The organism is Actinophytocola sp. (assembly GCF_035762905.1).
Classification (GTDB): Bacteria; Actinomycetota; Actinomycetes; order Mycobacteriales; family Pseudonocardiaceae; genus DASYTH01.
Map to the genome: position 1 here is coordinate 20,283 of NZ_DASUCC010000151.1, position 23,012 is coordinate 43,294.

Annotated in this window: 22 protein-coding genes; 8 read left to right on the forward strand and 14 right to left on the reverse strand. The window is 72.1% G+C overall.

Annotated elements, in window-relative coordinates:
* Positions 1-18: 18 nt before the first annotated feature.
* The gene (locus VFV67_RS33125) at positions 19-408 is read right to left on the reverse strand and encodes a nuclear transport factor 2 family protein (RefSeq protein ID WP_326474655.1); all 390 of its coding nucleotides are present in this window, start codon (positions 406-408) and stop codon (positions 19-21) included.
* Between the two features lie 56 nt (positions 409-464).
* Between VFV67_RS33125 and VFV67_RS33130 the strand changes: the two genes are divergently transcribed.
* Positions 465-1,031 (forward strand): PadR family transcriptional regulator, encoded by a 567-nt coding sequence (locus tag VFV67_RS33130; protein WP_326474656.1) that lies wholly within the window; start codon positions 465-467, stop codon positions 1,029-1,031.
* Between the two features lie 6 nt (positions 1,032-1,037).
* On the opposite strand, the gene VFV67_RS33135 is transcribed toward VFV67_RS33130, so the two are convergent.
* From VFV67_RS33135 to VFV67_RS33145, 3 genes are all read right to left on the reverse strand, one after another.
* Positions 1,038-1,934 (reverse strand): MerR family transcriptional regulator, encoded by an 897-nt coding sequence (locus tag VFV67_RS33135; protein ID WP_326474657.1) that lies wholly within the window; start codon positions 1,932-1,934, stop codon positions 1,038-1,040.
* A gap of 38 nt (positions 1,935-1,972) precedes the next feature.
* Positions 1,973-3,754 (reverse strand): carbohydrate-binding module family 20 domain-containing protein, encoded by a 1,782-nt coding sequence (locus VFV67_RS33140; protein ID WP_326474658.1) that lies wholly within the window; start codon positions 3,752-3,754, stop codon positions 1,973-1,975.
* Between the two features lie 77 nt (positions 3,755-3,831).
* Entirely contained in the window at positions 3,832-4,851 is a 1,020-nt protein-coding gene (locus VFV67_RS33145) for a LacI family DNA-binding transcriptional regulator (RefSeq protein WP_326474659.1), read from the reverse strand.
* 136 nt (positions 4,852-4,987) lie between these two features.
* Here VFV67_RS33145 and VFV67_RS33150 point away from each other — a divergent pair, with 136 nt between their 5' ends.
* Positions 4,988-5,425 (forward strand): hypothetical protein, encoded by a 438-nt coding sequence (locus VFV67_RS33150; RefSeq protein ID WP_326474660.1) that lies wholly within the window; start codon positions 4,988-4,990, stop codon positions 5,423-5,425.
* A 16-nt stretch (positions 5,426-5,441) separates the two neighbouring features.
* On the opposite strand, the gene VFV67_RS33155 is transcribed toward VFV67_RS33150, so the two are convergent.
* From VFV67_RS33155 to VFV67_RS33190, 8 genes are read right to left on the reverse strand one after another with little or no spacing between them, the layout of a single operon-like run.
* Positions 5,442-6,953, reverse strand: a complete 1,512-nt coding sequence (locus VFV67_RS33155) for an alpha-N-arabinofuranosidase (protein ID WP_326474661.1) — start codon at positions 6,951-6,953, stop codon at positions 5,442-5,444.
* Positions 6,950-8,449 carry a long-chain fatty acid--CoA ligase gene (locus VFV67_RS33160; RefSeq protein WP_326474662.1) on the reverse strand — a complete coding sequence of 500 codons (1,500 nt, stop codon included), beginning with the start codon at positions 8,447-8,449 and terminating at the stop codon, positions 6,950-6,952. Before VFV67_RS33160 ends, VFV67_RS33155 begins: the two co-directional genes overlap by 4 nt.
* Positions 8,450-8,454: 5 nt before the next feature.
* A complete protein-coding gene (locus VFV67_RS33165; protein ID WP_326474663.1) occupies positions 8,455-9,327 on the reverse strand; it encodes an amidohydrolase family protein in 873 nt (290 codons plus the stop codon).
* A complete protein-coding gene (locus VFV67_RS33170; protein ID WP_326474664.1) occupies positions 9,324-10,292 on the reverse strand; it encodes a branched-chain amino acid ABC transporter permease in 969 nt (322 codons plus the stop codon). Before VFV67_RS33170 ends, VFV67_RS33165 begins: the two co-directional genes overlap by 4 nt.
* Positions 10,289-11,146, reverse strand: a complete 858-nt coding sequence (locus tag VFV67_RS33175) for a branched-chain amino acid ABC transporter permease (protein WP_326474665.1) — start codon at positions 11,144-11,146, stop codon at positions 10,289-10,291. The genes VFV67_RS33170 and VFV67_RS33175 overlap by 4 nt, the downstream gene beginning before the upstream one ends.
* Before the next feature lie 58 nt (positions 11,147-11,204).
* A complete protein-coding gene (locus VFV67_RS33180) occupies positions 11,205-11,861 on the reverse strand; it encodes an ABC transporter ATP-binding protein (protein ID WP_326474666.1) in 657 nt (218 codons plus the stop codon).
* The gene (locus VFV67_RS33185) at positions 11,858-12,631 is read right to left on the reverse strand and encodes an ABC transporter ATP-binding protein (RefSeq protein ID WP_326474667.1); all 774 of its coding nucleotides are present in this window, start codon (positions 12,629-12,631) and stop codon (positions 11,858-11,860) included. Before VFV67_RS33185 ends, VFV67_RS33180 begins: the two co-directional genes overlap by 4 nt.
* Positions 12,632-12,637: 6 nt before the next feature.
* Positions 12,638-13,831, reverse strand: coding sequence for an ABC transporter substrate-binding protein (locus VFV67_RS33190; protein ID WP_326474668.1), 1,194 nt, complete (start codon positions 13,829-13,831; stop codon positions 12,638-12,640).
* Positions 13,832-13,918: 87 nt separating this feature from the next.
* Here VFV67_RS33190 and VFV67_RS33195 point away from each other — a divergent pair, with 87 nt between their 5' ends.
* The 3 genes from VFV67_RS33195 to VFV67_RS33205 are packed head-to-tail and all read left to right on the forward strand — an operon-like array spanning position 13,919 to position 16,932.
* Positions 13,919-14,731 carry a PaaX family transcriptional regulator C-terminal domain-containing protein gene (locus VFV67_RS33195; protein WP_326474669.1) on the forward strand — a complete coding sequence of 271 codons (813 nt, stop codon included), beginning with the start codon at positions 13,919-13,921 and terminating at the stop codon, positions 14,729-14,731.
* Positions 14,732-14,791: 60 nt separating this feature from the next.
* A complete protein-coding gene (locus tag VFV67_RS33200; RefSeq protein WP_326474670.1) occupies positions 14,792-15,355 on the forward strand; it encodes a hypothetical protein in 564 nt (187 codons plus the stop codon).
* Positions 15,352-16,932: an NAD(P)/FAD-dependent oxidoreductase gene (locus tag VFV67_RS33205; protein ID WP_326474671.1), complete on the forward strand. Its 1,581-nt coding sequence runs from the start codon at positions 15,352-15,354 to the stop codon at positions 16,930-16,932. The genes VFV67_RS33200 and VFV67_RS33205 overlap by 4 nt, the downstream gene beginning before the upstream one ends.
* 23 nt (positions 16,933-16,955) lie before the next feature.
* Here VFV67_RS33205 and VFV67_RS33210 read toward each other — a convergent pair whose 3' ends face one another.
* Positions 16,956-18,164, reverse strand: coding sequence for an MFS transporter (locus VFV67_RS33210; RefSeq protein WP_326474672.1), 1,209 nt, complete (start codon positions 18,162-18,164; stop codon positions 16,956-16,958).
* Positions 18,165-18,186: 22 nt separating this feature from the next.
* On the reverse strand, positions 18,187-18,813 hold the full coding sequence (locus VFV67_RS33215) for a TetR/AcrR family transcriptional regulator (protein ID WP_326474673.1): 627 nt from the start codon (positions 18,811-18,813) through the stop codon (positions 18,187-18,189).
* A 64-nt stretch (positions 18,814-18,877) separates the two neighbouring features.
* Between VFV67_RS33215 and VFV67_RS33220 the strand changes: the two genes are divergently transcribed.
* From VFV67_RS33220 to VFV67_RS33230, 3 genes are all read left to right on the forward strand, one after another.
* Positions 18,878-20,404: an AMP-binding protein gene (locus VFV67_RS33220; protein WP_326474674.1), complete on the forward strand. Its 1,527-nt coding sequence runs from the start codon at positions 18,878-18,880 to the stop codon at positions 20,402-20,404.
* A gap of 263 nt (positions 20,405-20,667) precedes the next feature.
* Positions 20,668-22,071 (forward strand): FGGY-family carbohydrate kinase, encoded by a 1,404-nt coding sequence (locus VFV67_RS33225; RefSeq protein ID WP_326474675.1) that lies wholly within the window; start codon positions 20,668-20,670, stop codon positions 22,069-22,071.
* Positions 22,068-22,934: a hypothetical protein gene (locus tag VFV67_RS33230; RefSeq protein ID WP_326474676.1), complete on the forward strand. Its 867-nt coding sequence runs from the start codon at positions 22,068-22,070 to the stop codon at positions 22,932-22,934. The genes VFV67_RS33225 and VFV67_RS33230 overlap by 4 nt, the downstream gene beginning before the upstream one ends.
* The last annotated feature ends 78 nt before the right edge of the window (positions 22,935-23,012 follow it).

Below are 23,012 nucleotides of genomic sequence, written 5' to 3' on the forward strand. Positions count from 1 at the left end.
TTCGCCAGTCGCACAGAGTCATACCCCGGCCTCCTGCCGGATCCGCTCGAACTGAGCGTTCATCGCCTCGGCGAGCGCCGTGGCGCCGGACAGTGGCCGCACCATCACCGTGAGATCGTCGATCAGCCCGTGCTCGTCGTGGTGCAGGAAATCGCATCCCTGCACCTGGCGGCCGTTCACCGTCGCGGTGAACACGAGCGCATGGTCCCGGCCGTCCGCACTGGCGATCTCCCTGACGTAGCTGAAGTCCTCGAACACCCGCGCCGCCCCGCGCACGATCGCCGCGGTCAACGCCTTGCCCGGGTACGGCCGGTAGGCCACCGGACTGGTGAACACGACGTCGTCGGCCAGCAGGGCCTCGATCGCCGCCAGGTCACGCGCCTCGATCGCCTTCCGGAACGGATGCACGGCGGCCCCCTCTACTCAATTTGTTGACTAGGTGCCGATGACACTATCGTGCCGGCATGTCGCTGCGCCATGCCGTCATGGCCGCCCTTCTCCACGGTGCGGCGTCCGGCTACGACCTCGCCAAGGAGTTCGACGCCTCGGTGGCCAACTTCTGGATGGCCACCCCGCAGCAGCTCTACCGCGAGCTCGACCGCATGCACGCCGCCGGACTGGTCGAAGCCCGCGTCGTGGAGCAGGACCGCCGCCCCAACAAGCGCCTGTTCTCCCTCACCCCCGCCGGCCACCGCGAGCTGCACTCCTTCACGGCCGCCCCCACCCGCCCCGGCACCATCCGCGACGACCTCATGGTCAAGGTGCAGGCCCTGGACGTGGGTGACGTCGAGTCGGTCAGCGCCGCCATCCAGGAACGCCTCACCTGGGCCGAAGCCAAGATCGCCCGCTACGAACGGCTTCGCGCCCGCCTGCTGCACGGTCGCACCGAGCAGCAGTACCTCGCCGAATCGTCCCGCGTCGGCCCCTACCTCACCCTCACCCGCGGCCTCACCTTCGAACGCGAGAACCGGCACTGGTGCCAGTGGGCCCTCACCGTCCTCACCCACCGCACCCCCAGTTCGAGCACCTGAGTCGGGTCAGCCGGCGGCGCGCAGGGCGGCGATGAGCCATTCGACGGCGGGGACCCGGGTGGGGATGGGGGGCCAGCCGTTGATGGTGGCCATGAGTTGCCAGTAGCGCTCGGCGCGGGTGTCGGTGCCGGTGGCGATGTGGTCGGCGGCCTGGGCGGTGGAGATGCCGAGGGTGGTGGTGATCTCGGTGCTGAGGGCGCGGGCGCGAGCAGAGGTCGGGGGTTCGTCGGCGGCGAGGGCTTCGGCGGCGATCTCGGTCCAGCGGGGCCAATCGTCGGCGGGTGCCATGGACTGGCCGGCGGTGCGGGCGGCCGAGTGGGACTCGCTCATCTGCCGGATGCGGGCACGGAAGTCCTTGTCGCGGACGAGTTCGGCCAGTTCGATCCAGGCTTCGAGCTGTTCGGGGGTGGGGTCGGCGGGGAGTTGGGGCTTGGCCGAGCGCATCCGGTCGGCGAAGGCCGGGTCGATGTTCAGGCCGCCGGTGACCTCGTCCCAGAACTCGTCGATCAGGCGGTCGCGTTCCTCGTCCGTCATTCCGGCGAGCTTGGTCATCAGGGTCACCTCGTCCGATCCGCGGTTGGTCACCGCGCGCAGCACCGCGCGGCGCAGGTTGAGCAGGCGGATCTGGTTGTCCAGCACATCGATGTGGTGCCGGGCCAGGTCCACGATGGTCGTCTGGCCGGCCAGCGCCCGATCGATCTCGGGCAGGCCGAGGCCGAGCTCGCGCAGCGTCTTCACGAGCTCGATGGCGGCGAGCGACCGGGCGTCGTAGAGCCGGTAGCCCCCGGCCGAACGCTCGGCCGGGGGCAGCAGACCCTCGTCTGAGTAGAACCGGATCGTGCGCGTGGTCAGACCGGTGCGCCGGGCCAGCGCACCGATCGTGAACCTTCCGTTGTCCGGCACCGGACCATCGTCAACCTTCCAGTAGCTGGAAGGTCAAGTCAGTTTCGCCAGACCTCGTCGAACGAGACCGAGCACGCGCTGCCGGTGGACCGGACCCGGTTGGCACCGGACTCCCAGATCACCTGACTGCCCATGCGCTTGATGTACTTGTACTCGAAGGTCACGTTGGCCGGCAGGTTGACCGTGCCGCGCCAGATCGGATAGGTCGCCGCGGACAACGGCAGGCTGTTCGCCGGGTCCCAGTTCCCCAGCTCCGGCCGGTTTCCGGCGACGAACACGTTCTCGCCGAAGATCGTGAACGCCTCGACGTTGAAGCCCACCGCGACCGTGGTGCAGCCACCGCCGCCACCGGACGTCCGGGCGCCCACGTGCAGCGCGAGCATCCGTCCGGACGGCACCGACGCGACGAACCTGCCACCACTGTCCACCGTGTACGCGGCACCGGTGCAGGTGCCGGCACTGAAGTCGCCGTTCGCGACGTCACAGTAGGTTCCGGCCGGCAGGTCGGTCTGGAACGTACGGGACAGCGTGCCGCCGTCGCGGTTGAACGCCAGGTACGCCTTGCCGGCCCGGCCGAAGCCGATCTGGCTCGATCCGTTGCTCCACCAGTTGGTCACGCCGGCACCGCTGCTGTTGTTGCGCAGTCCCACCAGGTTCGCCGTGGTGCGCCAGCGGTGCTCGCACACCCAGCCGCTGGCGCAGTTGACCGGCGAGGTGGTGCCGTTGCCGGCGGCCGGCGGGCCCTGGTCGCCGCCGTTGAACGTGAAGCTGGACATCACCTGCGGCACCCCGTACGGCCAGGCCAGCATGAACGCCTCGGCCAGCGCGTAGTTGTTGCCGTCCTTGTAGGTCAGCCGGGCGCGGCCGTTGCGCTGGGTGTCGTGGTTGTCGATGAACGCCACCGCGTCTGGTGAGCCGAGCGCCATGGAGCCGGCCAGGTTGTTGAGGTTGCTCAGGTTCCCGTCGCGGAAGGCGTTGCCGACCACGTCGCCGTAGCGGAACTCGGTGACGTCACCGATGCCGGTGTACTCGCCGGGTGCGATCTCGCCGGGCCCGCCCTCGATCACCTCCTGGAAGACGTAGCGCGGCGAGGCCATCGGGCCGTAGATCGCCTGCAGGTCGGCGACCGGCACGTGCTTGGCCGCGTCCACCCGGATGCCGTCCACCCCGAGCCCGGCCAGGTCCTGCAGGTACGCGGTCAACTTCCCGCGCACGTAGGAGGATTCGGTCTTCAGGTCGGACAGGTCGACCAGCTCGCAGTTCTGCACCTCGAATCGGTCGGTCCAGTTGCGGATGTCGTCGTTGCCGTTGCGGCCGCAGTGGTGGAAGTCGTCGAACCCGTACGGCACGGCGGGATAGCCGTACTGGGTGTAGCTCGATCCGCCGCTGCCGGGCCCGGCGGAGGCGCCGCCGGCCATGTGGTTGACGATGGCGTCGACGAAGATCTTCACGCCGGCGGCGTGGCAGGTGTTGACCATGTTGGCGAACGCCGCCCGGTTGCCGCGGCGGGAGACGAGCTGGTAGCTGACCGGCTGGTAGTCCTGCCACCACGGGTACCCGCTGCCGGGCAGCACCACGTGCTCCTGTGGCGGGGACACCTGAACGGCGCCGAAACCCTTGGGCCCCAACACGTTTGTGCATTCCGAGGCGACCGAGGCCCAGGGCCACTGGAACAGGTGGACGATCACGTCCTTGGCGCCCGGGCTGGTTCCGGAGGCGATGCCGGCCGGTTCCGAGGTTGCGGCCGGCACGCTCACGCCGGCCAGGACGGTGGTCGCGATGGTCAGAAGACGCAGGGTTGATCGCATGCGACGGTGCATGACGCCTCCTTACGGAGGTGAAAAGAGTTGCAGGGAGTTTCCGCAAGATTACCAAGGAGAGTGCCCCGGGTAAACCCTCAGGACGGCGCCGCTCCGGTCGAACCGCGGACCACCAGCTCCGGCAGGAAGACGAACTCCGCGTGCGGCGCCGGGGTGCCGCCGACCTCCTCGAGCAGCGCGTTCACCGCGGCCTGGCCCATCGCCTCGACCGGCTGGCGCAGCGTGGTCAGCGGCGGATCGGTGAACACGATCAGCGGCGAGTCGTCGAAGCCGACCACCGACACGTCCGCCGGCACCCGCAGCCCGCGCTGCCGGGCGGCCCGCACCGCGCCGAGCGCCATCAGATCGCCGGCGCAGATGATCGCGGTGCAGCCCTTGTCGATCAGCGCGTGCGCGGCCGCCTGCCCACCCTCCACGGTGAACAGCGAGTGCTGCACCAGCCGCTCGGCGGCCTCCGCGGACAGCGGCAGCAGGGTGCGCATGTGCTGCACGAAGCCCTCGATCTTGCGCAGCACCGGGACGAACCGGCGCGGCCCGACGGCCAGCCCGATCCGCTCGTGGCCCAGCTCCACCAGGTGCGTCACGGCCAGCCGCATGGCCGCGCGGTCGTCGGTGGAGACGAACGGCGCGGACACCTTCTCGGTGTAGCCGTTGATCATGACGAACGGCACGCCGCGCCCGGCCAGCTTGACGTAGCGGTTCATGTCGGCGGTGGAGTCGGCGTGCAGCCCGGAGACGAAGATGATCCCGTTCACCCCGCGGTCGACGAGAGCGTCGGTCAGCTCGTCCTCGGTCGACCCGCCGGGCGTCTGCGTGCAGAGCACCGGCGTGTACCCGTCCCGGGTCAGCACCCGCTCGATGACCTGGGCGAACGCCGGGAAGACCGGGTTGGACAGCTCGGGGGTGATCAGCCCGATCAGCCCGGCGCTACGGGCCCGCAGCCGGGCCGGCCGCTCGTAGCCGAGCAGATCGAGCGCGGCCAGCACGGCCTCCCGGGTGGCCGCCGAGACACCGGCCTTTCCGTTGAGCACCCGGCTGACCGTGGCCTCGCTGACGTTGGCCTGCGCGGCGATGTCCGCCAGCCGGGTCCGCTCCATGGGGTCAAGGTACCGCAACATCTTGCCGGAACATTCAAAGATCTTGCATTCGTAACGGCCCGTCGAAGCGGGGCGATGCGCAGGTCATCGGCCGGCCGAGCAGAACGTCCACTTTCCTGAGGAGTATTTGTCTACAATGGACAGTCGTATCCGTCTGGCGTTCGCCGGCGGTCTGCTGTTGACGCTGGCCGCCTGCGGCACCGCGCCCGGATCCCCGGTCGAGCCGTCGGTTTCCGTCGCGCCCGCCACCACCGTCCCGGACCCGACCACCACGACCACGCCGCCGCCGGTCACCACGACCACCGTGGAACCGCCACCGGCCCCCGCCGAACCACCGCCCGCGCCACCCGCGCCGAAGCCGCCGACCCCGAAGCCGCCGGCTCCGAAGCCCGTGCCGCCGCCCAAACCGCCCGCGCCCAAGCAGAACTGCGACGCGTCCTACCCGGGGGTGTGCATCGCACCGGCACCGCCGGATCTGGACTGCCCGGACGTTCCCTACAAGAACTTCCAGGTGCGGCAACCGGATCCGCACCGTTTCGACGCCGACCACGACGGGATCGGTTGCGAGACCTAGCCTCGAAATTTCGAGGCTAGGCCGGCTCGCCCGCGTGCAGGGTGATCACGCTCCAGGACACCGGAGGCAGGACGGCGGTCAACCGGCCGCCGTCCGGTGCGGGCAGGTCGAGCGCCCTTGGCCGGACCCGGTCGGGATGCGCACGGTCGTTGACCGCGTGCGGGTCGGGGTCGGCCAGGATGTGCGCGCCGGTCACCGTGACCGGGCCGAGCGCGCGCAGGTCGGCGGTCAGCGTGACCGGCTCGGTGGTGTGCCGGTTCATCGCGAACAGTGCCACGGCACCGGACTCCGGGTCGTGCGTGGCGACCGCGTCCAGCACCGGGACCTCGCCGTGCGCCACGGTGTCCACGGTCGGACCCGCCGGTTCCACCCGCAGCACCTCGCCGCGGGCGTGTCGGGCGGTGAGCGCGAACGGATGGAAGATCGTCTGGCGCCAGGCGGCACCGCCCCGGTCGGTGCGGATGGGGGCGATCACGTTGACCAGCTGGGCCTGGCAGGCGACCGCCACCCGGTCGGCGTTGCGCAGCAAGGTGATCAGATACCCGCCCACCGCGACCGCGTCGGCCGCCGTGTAGGTGTCCTCGATCAGCACCGGGGCGTGCTCCCAGTCCGCCTCGGCGCGGCCGGGGAACCGCGACATGTTCCAGACGTTCCACTCGTCGAACGACAGCGTGATCCGCTTCTGCCGGCGCAGCTTGGCCCGCACGTGGTCCGCGGTGGCGACCACGTCCGCGATGAACCGGTCCATCGCCACCGGGGTGGCCAGGAAGCTCGCCAGATCAGCGTTCTCCTCGTAGTAGGAGTGCAGCGAGATGTGGTCCACCGCGTCGTAGGCCAGCTCGAGGACCGTGGCCTCCCAGGCGCCGAAGGTCGGCATGGTCGCGCCGGAACTGCCGCACAGCACCAGCTCGACGCCGGGGTCGACGGCCCGCATCGCCTTGGCCGTCTCGTTCGCCAGCCGCCCGTACTCCACCGCGGTCTTGTGCCCGATCTGCCAGTGCCCGTCCACCTCGTTTCCCAGGCACCACAGGCGAATCCCATACGGATCCGGGTCGCCGTGCCGGGCCCGCAGGTCGGCGAGGTAGGTGCCGCCCGGGTGGTTGGCGTACTCGATCAGATCGCACGCCTCCTGGATGCCGCGGGTGCCGAGGTTGACCGCGAGCATCGGCTCCACCCGGGCTGCCCTGGTCCAGGCCATGAACTCGCCCAGCCCGAAGGCGTTCGGCTCGATCTGCCGCCAGGCCAGATCGAGCCGGGTGGGCCGCTCGGCCGGCGGGCCGACGCCGTCCTCCCACCGGTACCCGGACACGAAGTTGCCGCCCGGGTAGCGCACCACGCCCACCCCCAGCTCCCGCACCAGTTCCAGCACGTCGCCGCGGAACCCGCGATCGTCGGCGGCCGGGTGGCCGGGCTCGTAGATGCCGGAGTACACGCACCGGCCCATGTGCTCGACGAACGAGCCGAACAGCCGCCGGCCCACCGGTGCGATCCGCACCGCCGGGTCCAGGGTCAACGCGGCGGTGATCACCGGCCGACGCTCGCCCGTAGCGGTCCCTTGAGCACCTTGCCGGAACCGCTGCGCGGCAACGTGTCCACGAACACCACCGACTTCGGGATCTTGTACTTGGCGATCTTGCCGGCGAGGAAGTCGAGCAGCTCGTCCGGTTCGGCCCCCGCCCCGGCGCGCAGCACCACCACCGCCCGGCCCACCTCCCCCCAGCGTTGGTCCGGCACGCCGATCACGGCGCACTCGGCCACCGCGGGATGCCGGTACAGCACGTCCTCCACCTCGGCCGGGTAGATGTTCTCCCCGCCCGAGATGATCATATCCTTGATCCGGTCCCGGATGGTGAGGTAGCCGTCCTCGTCCGCAACGGCGATGTCCCCGGTGCGCAGCCAGCCGTCCCCGGAGCGCACCGCCGCGGTTTCCTCCGGCTTGTGCCAGTAGCAGGTCATGAGGCTCGGGCCGTGCAGCAGAACCTCGCCCGGCTCACCCGGCCCGGCGTCGGTCCCGTCCGGCCGCACCACCCGGACATCGGTGAAGAAGCACGGGGTTCCGGCCGAGCCGATCTTGCTCGGGCCGTCCTGGGCGCGCAGGAACAGCGCACCGGGCGCGGACTCGGTCAACCCGTAGCCCTGCAGGAAGGTCAGCCCGCGTGCGGTGTAGATGGCGATCAGCGACTCCGGAACCGGTGCGCCGCCGCAGATCATCGAGCGCACCGAGGACAGGTCGGCATCGGCCCAGCCCGGCGCGGACGCGATCGCCTGGAACATCACCGGAACGCCGAACAGGTAGGTCACCCGGTGCCGGGCGATCAGCTCAAGCGTGCGGACCGGGTCGAACGCGGAGTCCAGCACCAGCGTGCCGCCCTTGAGGATGGTGGGCAGCACGGTCTGGTTCAGCGCGGCGACATGGAACATCGGCGCGTTCACCAGGGTCACCTCGTCGCCGGCGAGGTCCACGTCGATCAGCAGGTTCAGGCTGTTCCACACGATGTTGGCGTGGCTGAGCGCGACGCCCTTCGGCTGCCCGGTGGTCCCCGAGGTGTACATGATCATGCTCAGCTCGCCGTCGGCCACCGGCTCGTCCAGCGGGTCGGCCGGGCGCGCGGCCAGCAGCCGCTCGTACGACTCGAGGTCGAGCACGTCCACGGGCTCGGCACCGGAACCCAGCTCGGCGGCGATCTCCGCGTGCGTGGGGGCGTGCACCAGCAGCCGGGCGCCGCTGTCGCGCAGAATGTAGGCCAGCTCGGGCGCGGCCAGCCGGGTGTTCAGCGGCACGAAGATCGCGCCGAGGGTGCCGGTGGCGAACAGCGTCTCCAGGAACGTCGGGTGGTTCGGTCCCAGGTAGGCGACCCGGTCCCCGGACCGCACGCCGCGTTCGGCGAACACCCGGGCCAGCCGGACCACCCGGTCGTAGAGCTGCGCGTAGGTCCACTCGCGACCGTCGTGCACCACCGCGGTGCGCTTCGGCGACATTCGCGCCCGGCGCGCCGGCCACGACCCGATTCCCTGGTTTCGCATGGCTGTCAGGCACTTCCGGTCAGGCCGAGCAGGCGTGCGGCGTTGTCCTTGAGGATGAGCGGGCGGACCTCCGGCCGGATGTCCAGCTTCTCGAAGTCGGCCAGCCAGCGGTCCGGAGTGATCACCGGGAAGTCGCTGCCGAACAGCACCTTGTCCTTGAGCAGCGTGTTGGCGTAGCGCACCAACTGCGGCGGGAAGTATTTGGGCGACCAGCCGGACAGGTCGATGTGCACCAGGGGCTTGTGCGTGGCCACCGCGAGCGCCTCGTCCTGCCACGGGAACGACGGGTGCGCGATCACGATCTTGAGGTCCGGGAAGTCCGCCGCGACGTCGTCGATCGCCATCGGGTTGGCGTACTTGAGCCGCACCCCGCCGCCGCCACGAACCCCGGCGCCGATGCCGGTCTGTCCACTGTGGAACAACGCGACCATGCCCAGCTCCTGCAGCACCTCGTAGAGCGGGTAGGCGAGCGGGTCGTTCGGGTGGAACGCCTGCAGGCACGGGTGGAACTTGAAGCCGCGGATGGGATGGCTCTCGGCGAGGCGCCGGGCCGTGCGCGCCGCGTCGGCGCGGTGCGGGTCGACGCTGGCGAACGGGATCAGTACGTCGGCGTTGGCCGCGCAGGCCTGGGCCACGTCCTCGTTGGGCACCGGCGGATGACCGGTCCCGTGCTCGGCGTCGACGGTGAACACCACCGCGGCCATCCGCCGCTGCCGGTAGTACTCGGCGATCGCCGGCACGGTCGGCGCCCGGTCGCCGGTGACCGCGAAGTACTTGGCGGAACCGGCCATCAGGCGCTCCGGCAGCGCGTGGTGGCCGTCCGCGGACACCTCGGCGTGCGTGTGCACGTCGATCGCGACCAGGTCGTCGAGGTTCACCGCCGCTCCCTTCCCCGGCCGAGCCGGGCCCGCAGGTCACCGAGCGCGGGCACGATGCCGCGGGGCAGGAACAGCACGACCAGCACCAGCAGCACGGCGTACACCGCATAGGACAGTACGCTCGGCGCGTAGCTCGGCATGCCCGGCCGGGTGCCGAGATCGTTGAGCAACTGCACCAGCAGCACGATGCCGGCCGCGCCGACCACCGGTCCGGCGATCGTGCCGAGCCCGCCGACCACGGCCATCACCACGTACTCGATCGACAGCAGCACCGGGAACGAGCCGGGGCCCAGATACCCGAGGTAGAACGCGTAGATTCCGCCGGCCAGCCCGGCGAACGCGGCCGAAAGGGCGAACACCGCCAGCCGGTACCGGCCGACCGGCACCCCGCTCGCGGCCGCGGCGGTCTCGCTGGTGGCCAGGGCCCGCAGTCCCCGGCCGGCCCGGGAGTGCACCACGTTGCGGGCCACGACCAGGGTCAGCGCCAGCGCGCCAAGGGTGAGGTAGGCGTACTGGATGTCTTCCGCCAGCTCGAAACCGCCGATCGAGAACCGCGGCACACCCTGCAGCCCGATCGCTCCGCCGGCCCACTCCGCCTGGGCCAGCACGGAAAGCAGGATCAGCTGCATGGCCAGGGTGGCGAAGGCGAGGTAGTGGCCGCGCAGCCGGAGCAGCCCGATCCCGACCACGGCGGCGAACCCGGCGGCCACCGCGGGCGCGGCCACCAGCCCGAGCACCGGCGGCGCACCGGCGGTGGCCAGCAGCCCGGCGGTGTAGCCGCCGATGGCGTAGAACGACGCCTGACCGAGCGAGATCTGGCCGGCATAGCCCATCAGCAGGGACAGCCCGACCACCACCATCGCGGCCAGGCCGAGCAGGATGAACACGGCCAGCTGATCGCTGTCCAAAAAGGACGGAAGGGCGACAGCGGCGGCCGCTGCGGCCAGCAGGATCGCGTATCTCATACCGGTTCTTCCAGCTGTGCCGGGCGGCGGACCGCACGCCAGATCATCACCGCGAGCATCAGGCCGAGCGCGATCTCCGCCTGGTGCGCCGCGTTTCCGTAGCCGGCGACCAGCGCCTGCGCCACACCGAGCAGCAGCCCGCCGAGCAGGGTGACCGCCGGTCGGGTCAGGCCGCCGAGGATCGCCGCGGCGAACCCATTGATCGCCAGCGTCACGTCCGCGTCGAAGGAGATCTGCTGCACCGGGGTGACCAGCACGCCGGCCAGCCCGCCGAGCGCGCCGCCGATGCCGAACGTCAGTACCCCCATGCGGGTCACGTCGATGCCGACAACTCGTGCCGCGTAAGGATTCGATGCGCACGCGGTGAGCGCCTTGCCCAGGTCGGTGCGGGTGAAGAAGACCGCCATGCCGGCGAACACCGGCAGCGTCACGCCGATGATCAGCAGGTAGTGGGTCTGCACCCGGGCACCGAGCAGCTCGACCGCGCCCGGCAGCCCGGCGAACGAACGCGGCTGGTCGCCCCAGATCAGCACCTCCACCGCATAGGCGAACACCCCGAGGCCAAGCGTCACGATCAGCGACGCCTGCGGGGTGGTGCCCGGTTTGCCGATCGCGATCAGCCCGACCAGAAGCCCCGCGCCCGCGGCGATCGCCACCGCGGTCAACTCGGCGAGGCCGTGCGGCAGCGTGGTCAGCAGGGACGACGCGCTCATCGCGGCCAGCACGGCGAACGAACCCTGGGCGAAGTTCACCACCCGGGTCACCCGGAAGATCGCCACCAGCCCGCTGCCCACCAGAGCGAACCCGCATCCGACAGCCAGTCCGGTGATCAGGTAACCGAGCAGCTCACTCACTGCTGCACCTCGCAGGCTCGGCGCGGGGCAGTGTTCGATGGTTCGCTCGCAGGCTCACTCACGAGCCCGCACCCAGGTACGCCGTGGCCACCGCCGCGCTCTCGGCCAACTCGGCGGACGGACCCTGCGCCACGATCCGGCCGGCCTCCAGCACGTAGGCCCGCGAGCACAGGTCAAGGGCCAGCCGGGCGTTCTGCTCGATCAACAGCACGGCCAGCCCGCGCTCGGCGTGCAGCGAGCGCAGGTAGCCGACCAGATCGGCGATCACCAGCGGGGCCAGGCCGAGGGACAACTCGTCGACCACCAGCACGTCCGGCCGGCGCATCAGCGCCCGGCCGACCGCGACCATCTGCTGCTCACCGCCGGAGAGCAGCCCGGCCCGCCGGTGCCGCAGCGGGACCAGTGCGGGCATCACCTCGTAGATCGGCGCGGTGTCCCGGTTGCGGATCCGCCAGCCGCCCAGCCGGAGGTTGTCGTCCACGGTCAGGTCGCCGAACAGCTGCCGGCCCTCCGGCACCTGGGCGAGCCGGCCGTGCACCGTGACGGTGCCCGAGTGCGGCCGCAGGATCCGGGACAACGTCTTGACCAGAGTGGATTTTCCGGCCCCGTTCGGTCCGATCAGCGCCACCAGCTCGCCGGCCGCCACGGTGAGGCTCACCCCGTCCAGTGCGACCGCCGCGCCGTAGCGGACCACCAGATCGGACACCTCGATCATCGCGGGACCACCTCCTGGCCCAGGTACGCGGCGATGACCTCCGGATCGGCCCGGATCTCGGCCGGGGTGCCCTCGGCGATCACCCGACCCAGGTCGAGCACCGTGACCCGATCCGCGAGCCGGGTCACGAACGCGACGTCGTGCTCGATCTTGAGCATGGTCAGCCCGCCCGCCCGCAGCTCCTCGATGAGCTGGGCCAGTGCCTCGCGCTCGGCGGCCCGCAGGCCCGCGGCCGGCTCGTCGAGCAGCAACAGCCGCGGTTCGCCGCACAGCGCGCGGGCCACCTGGACCGCCCGCTGCTGGCCGAGCGGCAGCGCCTCGGCGGGCCGGCCGGCCCAGTCGGCCAGGCCGACCCGCTCGAGTGCCTTCCCGGCCCGGTGCCTGATGTCCCGCTCCTCGCGGCGGTGCCGGGGAAGTCGCAACACGCCCGAGCCGAACCCCGAGCGGGTGATCGCATGCGCGCCGACCATCACGTTCTCCAGCGCCGTCATGCCGCGGAAGATGCTGGCCCCCTGGAACACGACGGCGATCCCCAGCCGCGCCCGGCGGTGCGGCGGCAGCCGGTCGATCCGCCGGCCGGCGTAGGTGATCGTGCCGCCCTGTGCGCGCAGCTGCCCGCCGATCAGCTTGAACAGGGTGGACTTTCCGGCCCCGTTCGGGCCGATCACCCCGTGCAGCTCACCCGGCGCGACCTCGACGCTGACCTCGCGCACGGCGAACACCCCACCGAACGACCGGGACACCCCGGTCACGCTCAGCAGTGCGGCCATCGCCCGTCACTGCCCGGCGATGCCGGCCAACTGGCCGCGGGTCCAGTCGGTGGGCACGAACTTCCCGCCGCGGACCGTGGTGATCGCGATGTAGTCGCCGGGCAACCCGGAGTGGTCGGACCCGCTGTAGCCGTACTTTCCGTTGGGGGTCAACAGGGTCAGGCTTTCCAGCGCCTGCCTGATCTGCTCCGGCTCGGTGCCGCCGGCCTGCTCGATGGCCGCCACGAGCAGTTTCACCGCGCTGTAGCCGTCCTGCGCGAACTGCGGCGGCGGGTAGCCGTACTTCGCCGCGAAGGGCGTGGCCAGCTCGTCGATCGCCTGCTTCAGCGGGCCGGCCGGCACATCCGCGCCGACCACACCGATCGAGCTGGCCACCGTCACCCCTTCGGCGGCGGGACCGACCGGGTCGAGGAACAGCTTGCTGGCCTGTGCGCCGGTGAGAACCAGCGGCACACCCAGCCCGGCCGTGGCGTACTGCTTCGTCAATGCCACGGCCGGCGCCCCGGTCGCCCACACAACCAGCGCCTGTGCGCCGGAAGCCTTGGTACGGTTGAAGACCGAGCTGAAGTCGGTCGCGGTGGTCTGGAACTCCTCGGGGGCCACGATGGTCACGCCGTACTGGCCCGCCTTGGCCTGCATGCCCTTGAACCCGGCGACCGCGTAGGAGCTCTTGGTGTCGTGCGCGACGGCGATCCTGGTCAGGTTGCCGGCCTGCAGGTAGCGCAGGATCCGTTCGCCGTAGGTCGCCGCGGTGGCCGGCACCATGAACACATACGGGTGCACCGGGTTGACCTGCTCGTCGGCCGGGCTCGGCGACAGGTACGGAATCTTTTCCCGGTCCACCAACGGAATCGTGGCCAGCGCCGAGTTGGAGAACGGCGAGCCGATCACCGCGGCCACGTCCTGGCCCTTGAGGTCGTTGAAGGCCAGCACCGACTGGTCCGGCTGGCTCTTGTCGTCCTTCACGATCAGCTCGATCTTGCGGCCGGCCACGCCGCCGGCGTTGTTGATCTGCTCGACGGCCAGCTCGACCGACTTCTTGTTCTCGCTGCCCAGCGGGGAGTAGTTGCCGGTCAGCGACACGATCTGACCGACCCGGATCGGACCGCTCTCGCCGCCGCCGCCGCTCGAGTTGCCGCCGCTCCCGCAGCCGGCAACCAGCAGGGCGACGGCCACCAGCGGTGGCGCCAGACGACGCACGAGTACCTCCGTGTACTGCGGGTGCGGGTCGGGTACAAAGTTATGCTGATCTCTTGCAGCCGTCAACGATATGCATAACATCATCTGGTGTCCACGCCACCGCCGCAGTCGCTGATGTTCACGTTTCTCGGCGACTACCTGTACGACAGCGGCGCCTGCGTGTTCTCCGGCAGCGTGATCGACGTGCTGTCCCGGCTCGGGGTCAACGAGCACGCCACCCGGTCCACCCTGGCCCGGATGGTCAACCGCGGCCTACTGCGCCGCCAGCGGCACGGCCGGCGGATGTACTTCGGCCTCACCCCGCGCACCGTCGAGATCCTGCAGGACGGCGAGCAGCGGATCTGGAAGACCGGCGCCGTCAACCACGACTGGGACGGAACCTGGACCCTGCTCGGCTTCTCCCTGCCCGAGTCCTGGCAGCGCCAGCGCCACGACCTGCGCTCCCAGCTCGTCTGGGCCGGCTTCGGCCCGCTGCAGGGCGGCCTGTGGATCGCCCCCGGTCCCGTCACCGTCGACGCGATCGTCGCCGGCCTCGGCCTGGCCGCGCACGTCCGCGTCTTCCGCGCCACGGCCGACCAGCTCACCGACATCCCCCAGCTGGTCGACGACGCCTACGATCTCGACCGGCTCGCCACCGGCTACCGCGCCTTCCTGGACCGCTGGGCCGCCCCCGCCCCCGGCCCGTTCCCGCAGGACCCGCTCGCCGCCCACCTGTCCATCGTCACCGAATGGCTCCGCCTGATCCGCCGCGACCCCCGGCTGCCCGTCGCCCACCTCCCCGACGACTGGCCCGCCGTCCCGGCCCAGCAAACCTTCCACCGGATCGAAGCCGACCTCGAACGCCCCGCCAGAACCCTGGCCACCGCCCTGCTCGACACCGTCCCCGACGAAACCGCCTAGCCGCACGGGCAGCTCGGTCGTTTCCCGGCGCGCGGCGGGGCGGCGTGGGAGCCTTGGCGGGTGCGGCTGGGACGGGTTGTGGTGGTGGGATTGGCCGGGTGGCTCGGGGTGAGCGGCTGCGCGGTGCCGATCGAGGGGGAGCCGCGGGCCGGGGCGGTGGTGTCGAGTGCGCCGGAGGTCGACCCGGACAGCCGGGAGGCGCGGTGGATGGATGACTACTGCGCGTTCGGTCAGTACTTCCAGGAGTTGGAGCTGCCGGAGCCGAGGACGACCAGTGATCCGGCGGAGTTGAAGCGGCAGATCAGCGAGTCGACCGGGCGGATGGTGGAGGTGCTGGACAACGGGCTGGCGAAACTGCGCAAGCTGATGCCGGCGCCGGCCGGCGGCGTGGACGACGTCATCAACGACCTCATCGAGCATCTGAGCACGGCGCGCGGGTCCATCGCCACCGCGAAGTCCACTGTGGACAACGTGGCCGAGCTGACGGCGGAGACGGCGCAGGCGGCGCTGGACTCGTTCACCCGCGGCGTGACCAGCCTGCAGGAGGCGGTCAAGCTGCTCGACATCATCGACCTGCCGGACGAGCTGAAGGACGCCGCCGAGGTGGCGCCGAACTGCCGATGACGCCGACGGTCGACGCGGTGGTGATCGGCGCCGGGCACAACGGCCTGGTGGCGGCGAACCTGCTGGCCGACGCGGGCTGGGACGTGCTGGTGCTGGAGGCGGCCGAGGCGCCGGGCGGGGCGGTGCGGACCGCGGAGATCACCGCGCCGGGGTTCCGCAGTGACCTGTGCAGCGCGTTCTACCCGCTGGCCGCGGCGTCGCCGGTGCTGACCGGGTTGGGGCTGCAGCGGTACGGCCTGCGCTGGAGGCACGCGCCGGAGGTGCTGGCGCACGTGTTGCCGGACGGCCGCAGCGTGCTGCTGTCCCGGGACATCGAGCGCACGGCGGAGTCGGTGAGCGCGTTCGCGCCCGGGGACGGGGCCGCCTGGCGGGCCGAGTTCGAGTACTGGCAAGGGATCCGGGACGACCTGCTGGCGGCGATCCTGCGACCGTTTCCGCCGGTGCGGGCCGGCGCCCGGCTGTGGCGCACGCTCGGCACCGCGGAACTGGTGCGGCTGGGCCGGACGATGCTGCTGCCCGCCCGCCGGCTGGGGGAGGAGCGGTTCGCCGGGTTGGGCGCGCGGCTACTGCTTGCCGGCAACGCGATGCACACCGATCTGGGGCCGGACCGGGCCGGCGGCGCGATGTTCGGCTGGCTGCTGTCGATGCTCGGACAGGACGTGGGGTTCCCGGTGCCGGAGGGCGGCGCCGGGCGGATCACCGAGGCGCTGCTCGCGCGGCTGGCCGAGCGCGGCGGGCGGGTGCACTGCGGCCGGCCGGTGACCCGGGTGCTGGTCGCGGGCGGCCGGGCCATGGGGGTGTGCGACGCCGGGGGCGAACCGGTCCGCGCCCGCCGGGCGGTGCTCGCCGACGTGCCCGCCCCGGCCCTGTACCGCGACCTGGTCGGCGCCGGTCACCTGCCGGCCCGGCTGGTCCGCGACCTCGACCGGTTCCACTGGGACGACGCAACGATCAAGGTGGACTGGGCGCTGTCCGGGCCGGTGCCGTGGACCGTGCCCGGTGCCGCGCTGGCCGGCACCGTCCATCTCGGCGCCGACCTGGCCGGGCTGTCCGGCGCCGCCGCGGACCTGACCCGGGGCTGGCTGCCGGCCGCGCCGTTCCTGCTGATCGGCCAGATGACCACGGCCGACCCGACCCGCTCGCCGCCCGGCACGGAGTCGATGTGGGCCTACACGCACGTGCCCCGCGGGCAACGATGGCCGGCCGACCGGCTGCGCCGGGCCGCCGACCGGATCGAGCGGGCCATCGAACGGCACGCTCCCGGGTTCACCGGCCGGATCCTGGCGCGGGCGGTGGCCGGCCCGGCCGAACTGCAGGCGCACAACCCGAGCCTGACCGGCGGCGCGATCAACGCCGGCACCGCCGCGATCCATCAGCAACTGATCTTCCGCCCGGTACCCGGCGCCGGCCGCGCCGACACCCCGATCGACCGGCTGTTCCTGGCCGGCGCCTCCGCCCACCCGGGCGGCGGCGTGCACGGCGCCCCCGGCGCCAACGCCGCCCGCGCCGCCCTCGCCCGGGCCGGCCGGCTGGGCGGCGCCTACCGGGCCGCGGTGCGACGTGCCCTGATGGTGTGACTCGGCCGGTGTCGCGGCGGTGCTCACCGGCGCCGCGCTGGTACCGGGTCCCCGACCCGGATGGCCCGGCCGGCGCCGAGGGCGACCACGGCCTGGACCGTGATCAGTCCGGCCAGGATGACCAGCGGCACGGTCCAGCCGCCGGTGCGGTCGTGCAGCAGGCCGAACAGCAGTGGGCCGAGGGCGGCCAACCCGTAGCCGAGGGACTGGCCCATTCCGGACAGGGCCGCCGCCTGGTTGGCGTCCCGGGCGCGCAGCGCGAAGAAGGACAGGGCGAGGGTGATGCCGACGCCCTGGCTCAGGCCGACCGTGGCGCTCCACAGTGGACTTAGTCCGGGAGCGAGCACGAAACCCAGGTAGGACAACACGCCCAGCAGCGCCGCCCCGGCGGTGAACAGGCGCTGGTCGGGTAGCCGGCGGACGATCGCCGGGGAGGCGGCCGAGGCGATCAGCCCGGTCAGTTGCATCAGGGCCAGGTACCACCCGGCGCTCTCCGGGCTGATCCCGTTGGTGTGCAGGATGGACGGCAGCCAGGACACCGCGACGTAGAAGCCGAGCGACTGCAGGCCCATGAACGCGGTCAGCTGCCAGGCCAGCGGCGAGCGCCAGTGCGCGCGGTCGGTCGCGTGTGGACCGTCGCCTGTTGGCGCGGCATGGCCGCGGAGCCGGGGGATCCAGGCGATGAGGGCGGCCACAGCGACCACCACCCACAGGCCGAGCGAGGTGCGCCAGCCGCCCGGGGCGGCCTGCGCGACCGGCACCGCGATGCCGGAGCCGAGCATGGCGAAGCCGCCCATCACGGTGGTGTAGAGCCCGGTGAGCGCCGCGGCGTGGTTCGGGTGGTCCCGTTTGATCAGCCCGGACAGCAGCACGTTCACCAGCCCGATGGCGACCCCGATCAGCGCGGTGCCGGCGAACAGCGCGGGATGGCCCGGCACCGACCGGAGCACGATGCCGCCGGCCAGGACGACCAGTGCCGAGCCGATCGCCCACTCCAGACCGAGCCGCCGGCCGAATCCCGGGGCCAGCGGGGAGACCACGGCGAAGGCCAGCAGCGGCAGCATGGTCAGCACCCCGGCGGCGGCCGCGGACATGTCCAGTTCGGACCGGATCTGCTCGAGCAGCGGCCCGACCGAGGTGAACGGCCCGCGCATGGTCGCCGCGACCAGCACGATCCCGGCGAGGATCAGCGGGGCGGTCGCGGCCAGGATTCGCGTGGACCGCTCCGGCACAAGGCCAAGTCAAACAGCCACGTCAAACCCGCCACGCCGCGACCGCGCGCCGCACCAGGGCCATCAGCGGCTCGTGCAGGCTGGGCAGGCAGGCGGTCTGCCCGGTGCCCACCCGGTTGGTGACCAGCGAGCTGATCGCGGCGACGAGGGCCTCACAGGCGAACCGGTCCTCGGGCGTCCTGGCCTCGAGGATCCCCGCGGTGATCTCCACGAACTGGTCCATCAGCGCCATTCGGCGGGCGATCGCCGCCGGCCCGGCCGCGTAGACCTCGACGTTGAACGTGCGCGCGATGCCCTCGTCCAGGCTCAGCGTGCGCAGGTAGGCGGCGAGCGCGTGGCTGTACCGCTCGGCCGGGTCGCTCGGTGCTTCGGTCAGCGCGTTGGACACCGCACGCCGGACCGACCGGACGCCGTGGTCGTATGCGGCCAGGAAGCAGTCCTCCTTGCTGCTGAACTGCTCGTAGAACGTCTCTCGGGAGACCCCCGCGCCGGCGATCACGTCGGCCACCGAGGTGTGCGCATAGCCCTTCCGGGCCACCGCCGCGGTCATCGCGGTGAGCATCCGCGTGCGCTGGGAGGCGACCACCTGCTCGCGGCTGAGGCCATGCCGACCCCGGGGCAGTTGCTCCGTGCCCTGGATCGGTCCCATGACGAAAGAATAGTGGTGAACGGGATTGTTCACCACGAACACGGATGTTCGCTAAGATCCGAACATGGCTCTGTTCGGCCCGCGAGTGGACGACCCGCCGGCTCGGCTCGTCGAGCTCGCCAGGGCCGAACCCGATGTCCCCGCCCTGATCTGCCCGATGACCCGGCGCTCGCTGACCTTCGCCGAACTGCACCGCGACAGCGACATCCTGGCCCGCGGGCTGGTCGCCCGCGGGGTCGGCCCCGGCGTGCGCGCCGCGCTGGTCATCCCGCCGGGCCCGGACTTCCTCACCACCGCCTTCGCGCTGCTCAAGACCGGCGCGCTGGCCCTGCTCATCGATCCGGACCTGCGCGGCAAGCGGCTGGCCGAGTGCCTCGACCGGATCGCGCCGCAGGCCTTCATCGGACCGCCGGGCCGGCTGTTCGGCTGGGCCCGGCGCCGCCCGCCGGTCAACCACACGCTGGCCGAGTTACGCGCGGCCGGGGCCGCCACGATGGCATTACCCGGCCTCGACCCGCGGGCGCCGGCCCTGGTGGCGGTGTGCGCGGGCGGCACCGGCGCGCTCTACCGGCGCGAGCAGCTGGCCGGTCAACTCGACGCGCTGGGCAGCACGTTCGGCTGGCGGCGCGGCGAGGTGGAGCTGACCACCGTCGCGCTGTTCGCGCTGTTCGCGGTCGCCGCCGGCGCCACCGCGGTACTGCTGCCGCCCCGGCCGGATCCGGCGATGCTGGCCAACTGGGTGACCACCCACGGCGCCACCGGGCTGTCCGGCACGCCCACCGTGCTGGACCGGCTCAGCCACTGGGTCGGCGGCGTTCCGCTGCCCGGGTTACGCCGGCTGACGGTGTCCGCGGGCGCTCCGGTGCCGGACGACCTGGTGCACCGGTGCCGCGCGATGCTGCCCGACGGGGCCGAGCTTTTCCTGTCCTACGGCGGCAACGCGGCGCTGCCGGTGACCGTGCTCGCCGGCGGCGAGCTGCCGGACGCCGGCCAGGAACCCGGCGTGGGCAGCTGCGTCGGGTCCCCGCTGCCCGGCGCCGAGGTGGAGATCGTCGAGGTGGCCTCCGGGCCGATCGCCGAGTGGGAGGCGCCGCTGCCGGACGGCGAGCCCGGGGAGATCGTGGTGCGGGCGCCGTGGGTGTCGGCCGAATACCTCGACGACCGGCAGATCACCGCCCTGACCAAGATCCCGCACGCGGACGGCACGTTCTTCCACCGCACCGGCGATGTCGGCTACCGCGACCTCAGGGGCCGGATCTGGTTCTGTGGCCGGGCCGGCGAGCGGGTGATCGCCGGGAAGCACACCCTGCTGACCGGCCCGTGCGAGGCGGTGTTCAACTCCCACCCGGCGGTGCGGCGCTCGGCGCTGGTCGGCCCGCGGCTGTGCGACGGCGTGCATCCGACGATCTGCGTCGAGCTGCACCCCGGCTCGCGGAACACCCTGATGCTGCACAAGGAATTGCTCGATCTCGCGCTGGCCCACGAGCACACCCGGGCCGTGCGTCATGTGCTCGTGCACCGCGGTCTTCCGATGAACGGCGGCATCGACCGGGCCGCACTCACCTCCTGGGCGGAGCGTCGCCTGCGCTGATAGCGGGCGCGACCGGGGGTCCACCGGCCGGGCGGTAGCGGATGCCGCCCGGCCGGCCTCATTCGGCGAAGCGCCGGCCAGCACGCTGGTGCTCGGGCTGGGTACCCCCGGATGGCTGATTCTCGGCGCTCTGTTTCCGCTCGCCGGCGTCGCCGTCCGGCTGGTGCTGCCCGCCGTCCACTTGGGCCGCGCGCCCGGACGGGTTGCGGTCGCATCCTGCTGACCTAGATTGACCGGGTGACTTCTCGCCCGGTTGCCGCGACGTGACGGACCGGCCGGTCTTGCTGGCCGGGGTCGACGTCGGCAGCACCAACTGCAAGGTGGGTGTGTACACCGCCGCGGGCGAGCGGGTTGCCCAACAGCGCCGCCCGACCGGGCGCGACGCCGCCGAACTGGTGGCCGGCGTGCTCGAGGACCTGACCGCCTGCGTCGAACGGGCCGGCGCGCCGCCCGAGGCGGTCGGGATCACCGGCATGGCCGAGACCGGGGTGGCGCTGGACGACGAGTTGCGGCCGATGCTGCCGATGCTGCGCTGGGACGATCCGCGCGGCGGCGAGGACGCCGGCACGATCGAGGAGTTGCTCGGCCGGGCGGCGCTGTTCGACGCCACCGGCGTGCGGCTGGCCGCCAAGACCCCGTTGGCCCGCTGGCTGGGGCTGCGCCGGCGCCGGCCGGAGGTGCACGAGGGGATGCGGATCTGGGTGGGTGCCGCGGACCTGGTCGCCTGCGCGCTCACCGGGGAGCCGGTGACCGACCCGACGCTGGCCGGCCGGACCGGGGCGTTCAACCAGCACACCGGCGCCTGGGACGAGGACCTGGCCGCGGCCGCCGGGCTGGGACCCGAGCGGCTGCCCCGGGTCGCCACCGGGGTGGCCGGCCGGGTCGCCGGCGACTCCGGCGGGCTGCGCGCCGGCACCCCGGTCGTGGTCGCCGGGCACGACCATCTGGTGGCCTCGTGGGCCGCCGGTGCCCGGGCTCCCGGCGTGACCGTGGACTCGATGGGAACTGCCGAGGCCGTGCTGACGTTGACCGAAACGCCACCGGGTCGTTCAGCGATGGCCCGGGGGATGTCGTGGAACAGATACGTCGACGGTGCGCACTGGGCGCTGGTGTCCGGGTTCCCGGGCAGCGGGCGGCTGGCGTGGTGGGCGTCGGACCGGCTGCTCGGTACGCCCGGTCCGGCGGCGTTCCACCGGCTGGTGCGCGAGGTTCCGCGGCCGACCGGGATCGTCGTGCAGCCCTACCTTTCCGGTCGGGCGGCACCGGCACCCGACCCGACGCGCCGGATGACCCTGCATGGGGTGACCGCGGCACACGGGCCGGCGGACCTCGCGGTCGCCGTGCTCGAGGGGGCCTGTTTCCAGGTGCGGTGGATGGCCGAGGACCAGGCCGAGATCCACGGCATGGCACCCGGGACCGGGCTGGTGCTCGGCGGTCCGTCCCGCAACGAGACCTGGATGCGGATCAAGGGCGACGTGCTGCCCGGCCCGGCCCGGCTGTGCGCCGTCGCCGACGCGGCCGTCGTCGGGTCGGCGTTGCTCGCCGGCCGGGCCCTCGGCCTCGATCCGGACGTGCTTCCTTCGCTGGCACTGCCCCGCGACACCGACCGGGCCGCGCGGTACCAGAAGATCTACACCGACGACTTTCTGCGGGAGGCAACACGATGAGCCTGGACGCCCTCGCTCGCCCGTCCGGCGGTCTGGCGATGGTCGCGATGGACCAGCGGGAGAGCCTGCGCAGCATGATCGCCGCGCAGCGCGGTGGACCGGTCGACGACGACACGTTGATCCGGTTCAAGCTCGCCGTAGCCCGCGAGGTCGGCCGGCACGCGTCCGGGTTTCTCATCGACCGCGAGTACGGATTCCGCACGGTGACCGAGGAACGGCTGCTGCCGCCGGACTGCGGCCTGATCCTGGCCGCCGACTCACTGTCCTATCAGGACGATGGGCGGGTTTCGGACACGGTTATCGACCGGGTGATCGACCCGGGCGAGGCGCGCAGCCGCGGTGCCGCGGCGCTCAAGCTGCTGGTGGTCTGGCGCAACGACGGCAACGCCGACCGGCGGATCGGCATGGCCGCGGAATTCGTCCGGTCGTGTGCGGCGGCCGGGCTGATGTCGGTGCTGGAGGGCGTGATCCGGCCGGCGCCAGGGGAGAACCCGGACCGGTTGCAGGTGGATGCGGCCCGTGAGCTCGGCGCGCTGAGACCGGCGCTGTACAAGACGCAGATGCCGCGCGCAGGCGTCGGCGACCCGGCCGAGGTGGCCGACGTCTGCACCCGAATCACCAACGCGATGCCGGTACCCTGGGTCGTGCTGTCCCAGGGAGTGTCCATTGCGGACTTCCCGCGCACCGTCGAGCTGGCCTGCCGGTCCGGCGCGTCCGGCTTCCTCGCCGGCCGGGCCATCTGGAGCGACACCGTCGGCGCCGCCGACCCCGTCCCGCTGCTCCGCGAACGCTCCGTCGCCCGGCTGTACTGGCTCGCCGAACTGGTCGACAAGCACGCCCGGCCCTGGCAAGAGGCGGGCTGATCTGCCCCAACCGTGACCAGTGATTCGCTAGTCTGATGCGACGGCGAAGCATAGGGGGTTGCCCTGGTGGTCGCGGGG

Excerpts from the sequence above, each read along its gene's own strand:
- VFV67_RS33130 (WP_326474656.1), top strand. The coding sequence starts at position 465 with ATGTCGCTGCGCCATGCCGTCATGGCCGCCCTTCTCCACGGTGCGGCG.
- VFV67_RS33140 (WP_326474658.1), bottom strand. The coding sequence starts at position 3,754 with ATGCACCGTCGCATGCGATCAACCCTGCGTCTTCTGACCATCGCGACC.
- VFV67_RS33145 (WP_326474659.1), bottom strand. The coding sequence starts at position 4,851 with ATGGAGCGGACCCGGCTGGCGGACATCGCCGCGCAGGCCAACGTCAGC.
- VFV67_RS33150 (WP_326474660.1), top strand. The coding sequence starts at position 4,988 with ATGGACAGTCGTATCCGTCTGGCGTTCGCCGGCGGTCTGCTGTTGACG.
- VFV67_RS33160 (WP_326474662.1), bottom strand. The coding sequence starts at position 8,449 with ATGCGAAACCAGGGAATCGGGTCGTGGCCGGCGCGCCGGGCGCGAATG.
- VFV67_RS33170 (WP_326474664.1), bottom strand. The coding sequence starts at position 10,292 with ATGAGATACGCGATCCTGCTGGCCGCAGCGGCCGCCGCTGTCGCCCTT.
- VFV67_RS33180 (WP_326474666.1), bottom strand. The coding sequence starts at position 11,861 with ATGATCGAGGTGTCCGATCTGGTGGTCCGCTACGGCGCGGCGGTCGCA.
- VFV67_RS33185 (WP_326474667.1), bottom strand. The coding sequence starts at position 12,631 with ATGGCCGCACTGCTGAGCGTGACCGGGGTGTCCCGGTCGTTCGGTGGG.
- VFV67_RS33205 (WP_326474671.1), top strand. The coding sequence starts at position 15,352 with ATGACGCCGACGGTCGACGCGGTGGTGATCGGCGCCGGGCACAACGGC.
- VFV67_RS33215 (WP_326474673.1), bottom strand. The coding sequence starts at position 18,813 with ATGGGACCGATCCAGGGCACGGAGCAACTGCCCCGGGGTCGGCATGGC.
- VFV67_RS33220 (WP_326474674.1), top strand. The coding sequence starts at position 18,878 with ATGGCTCTGTTCGGCCCGCGAGTGGACGACCCGCCGGCTCGGCTCGTC.
- VFV67_RS33230 (WP_326474676.1), top strand. The coding sequence starts at position 22,068 with ATGAGCCTGGACGCCCTCGCTCGCCCGTCCGGCGGTCTGGCGATGGTC.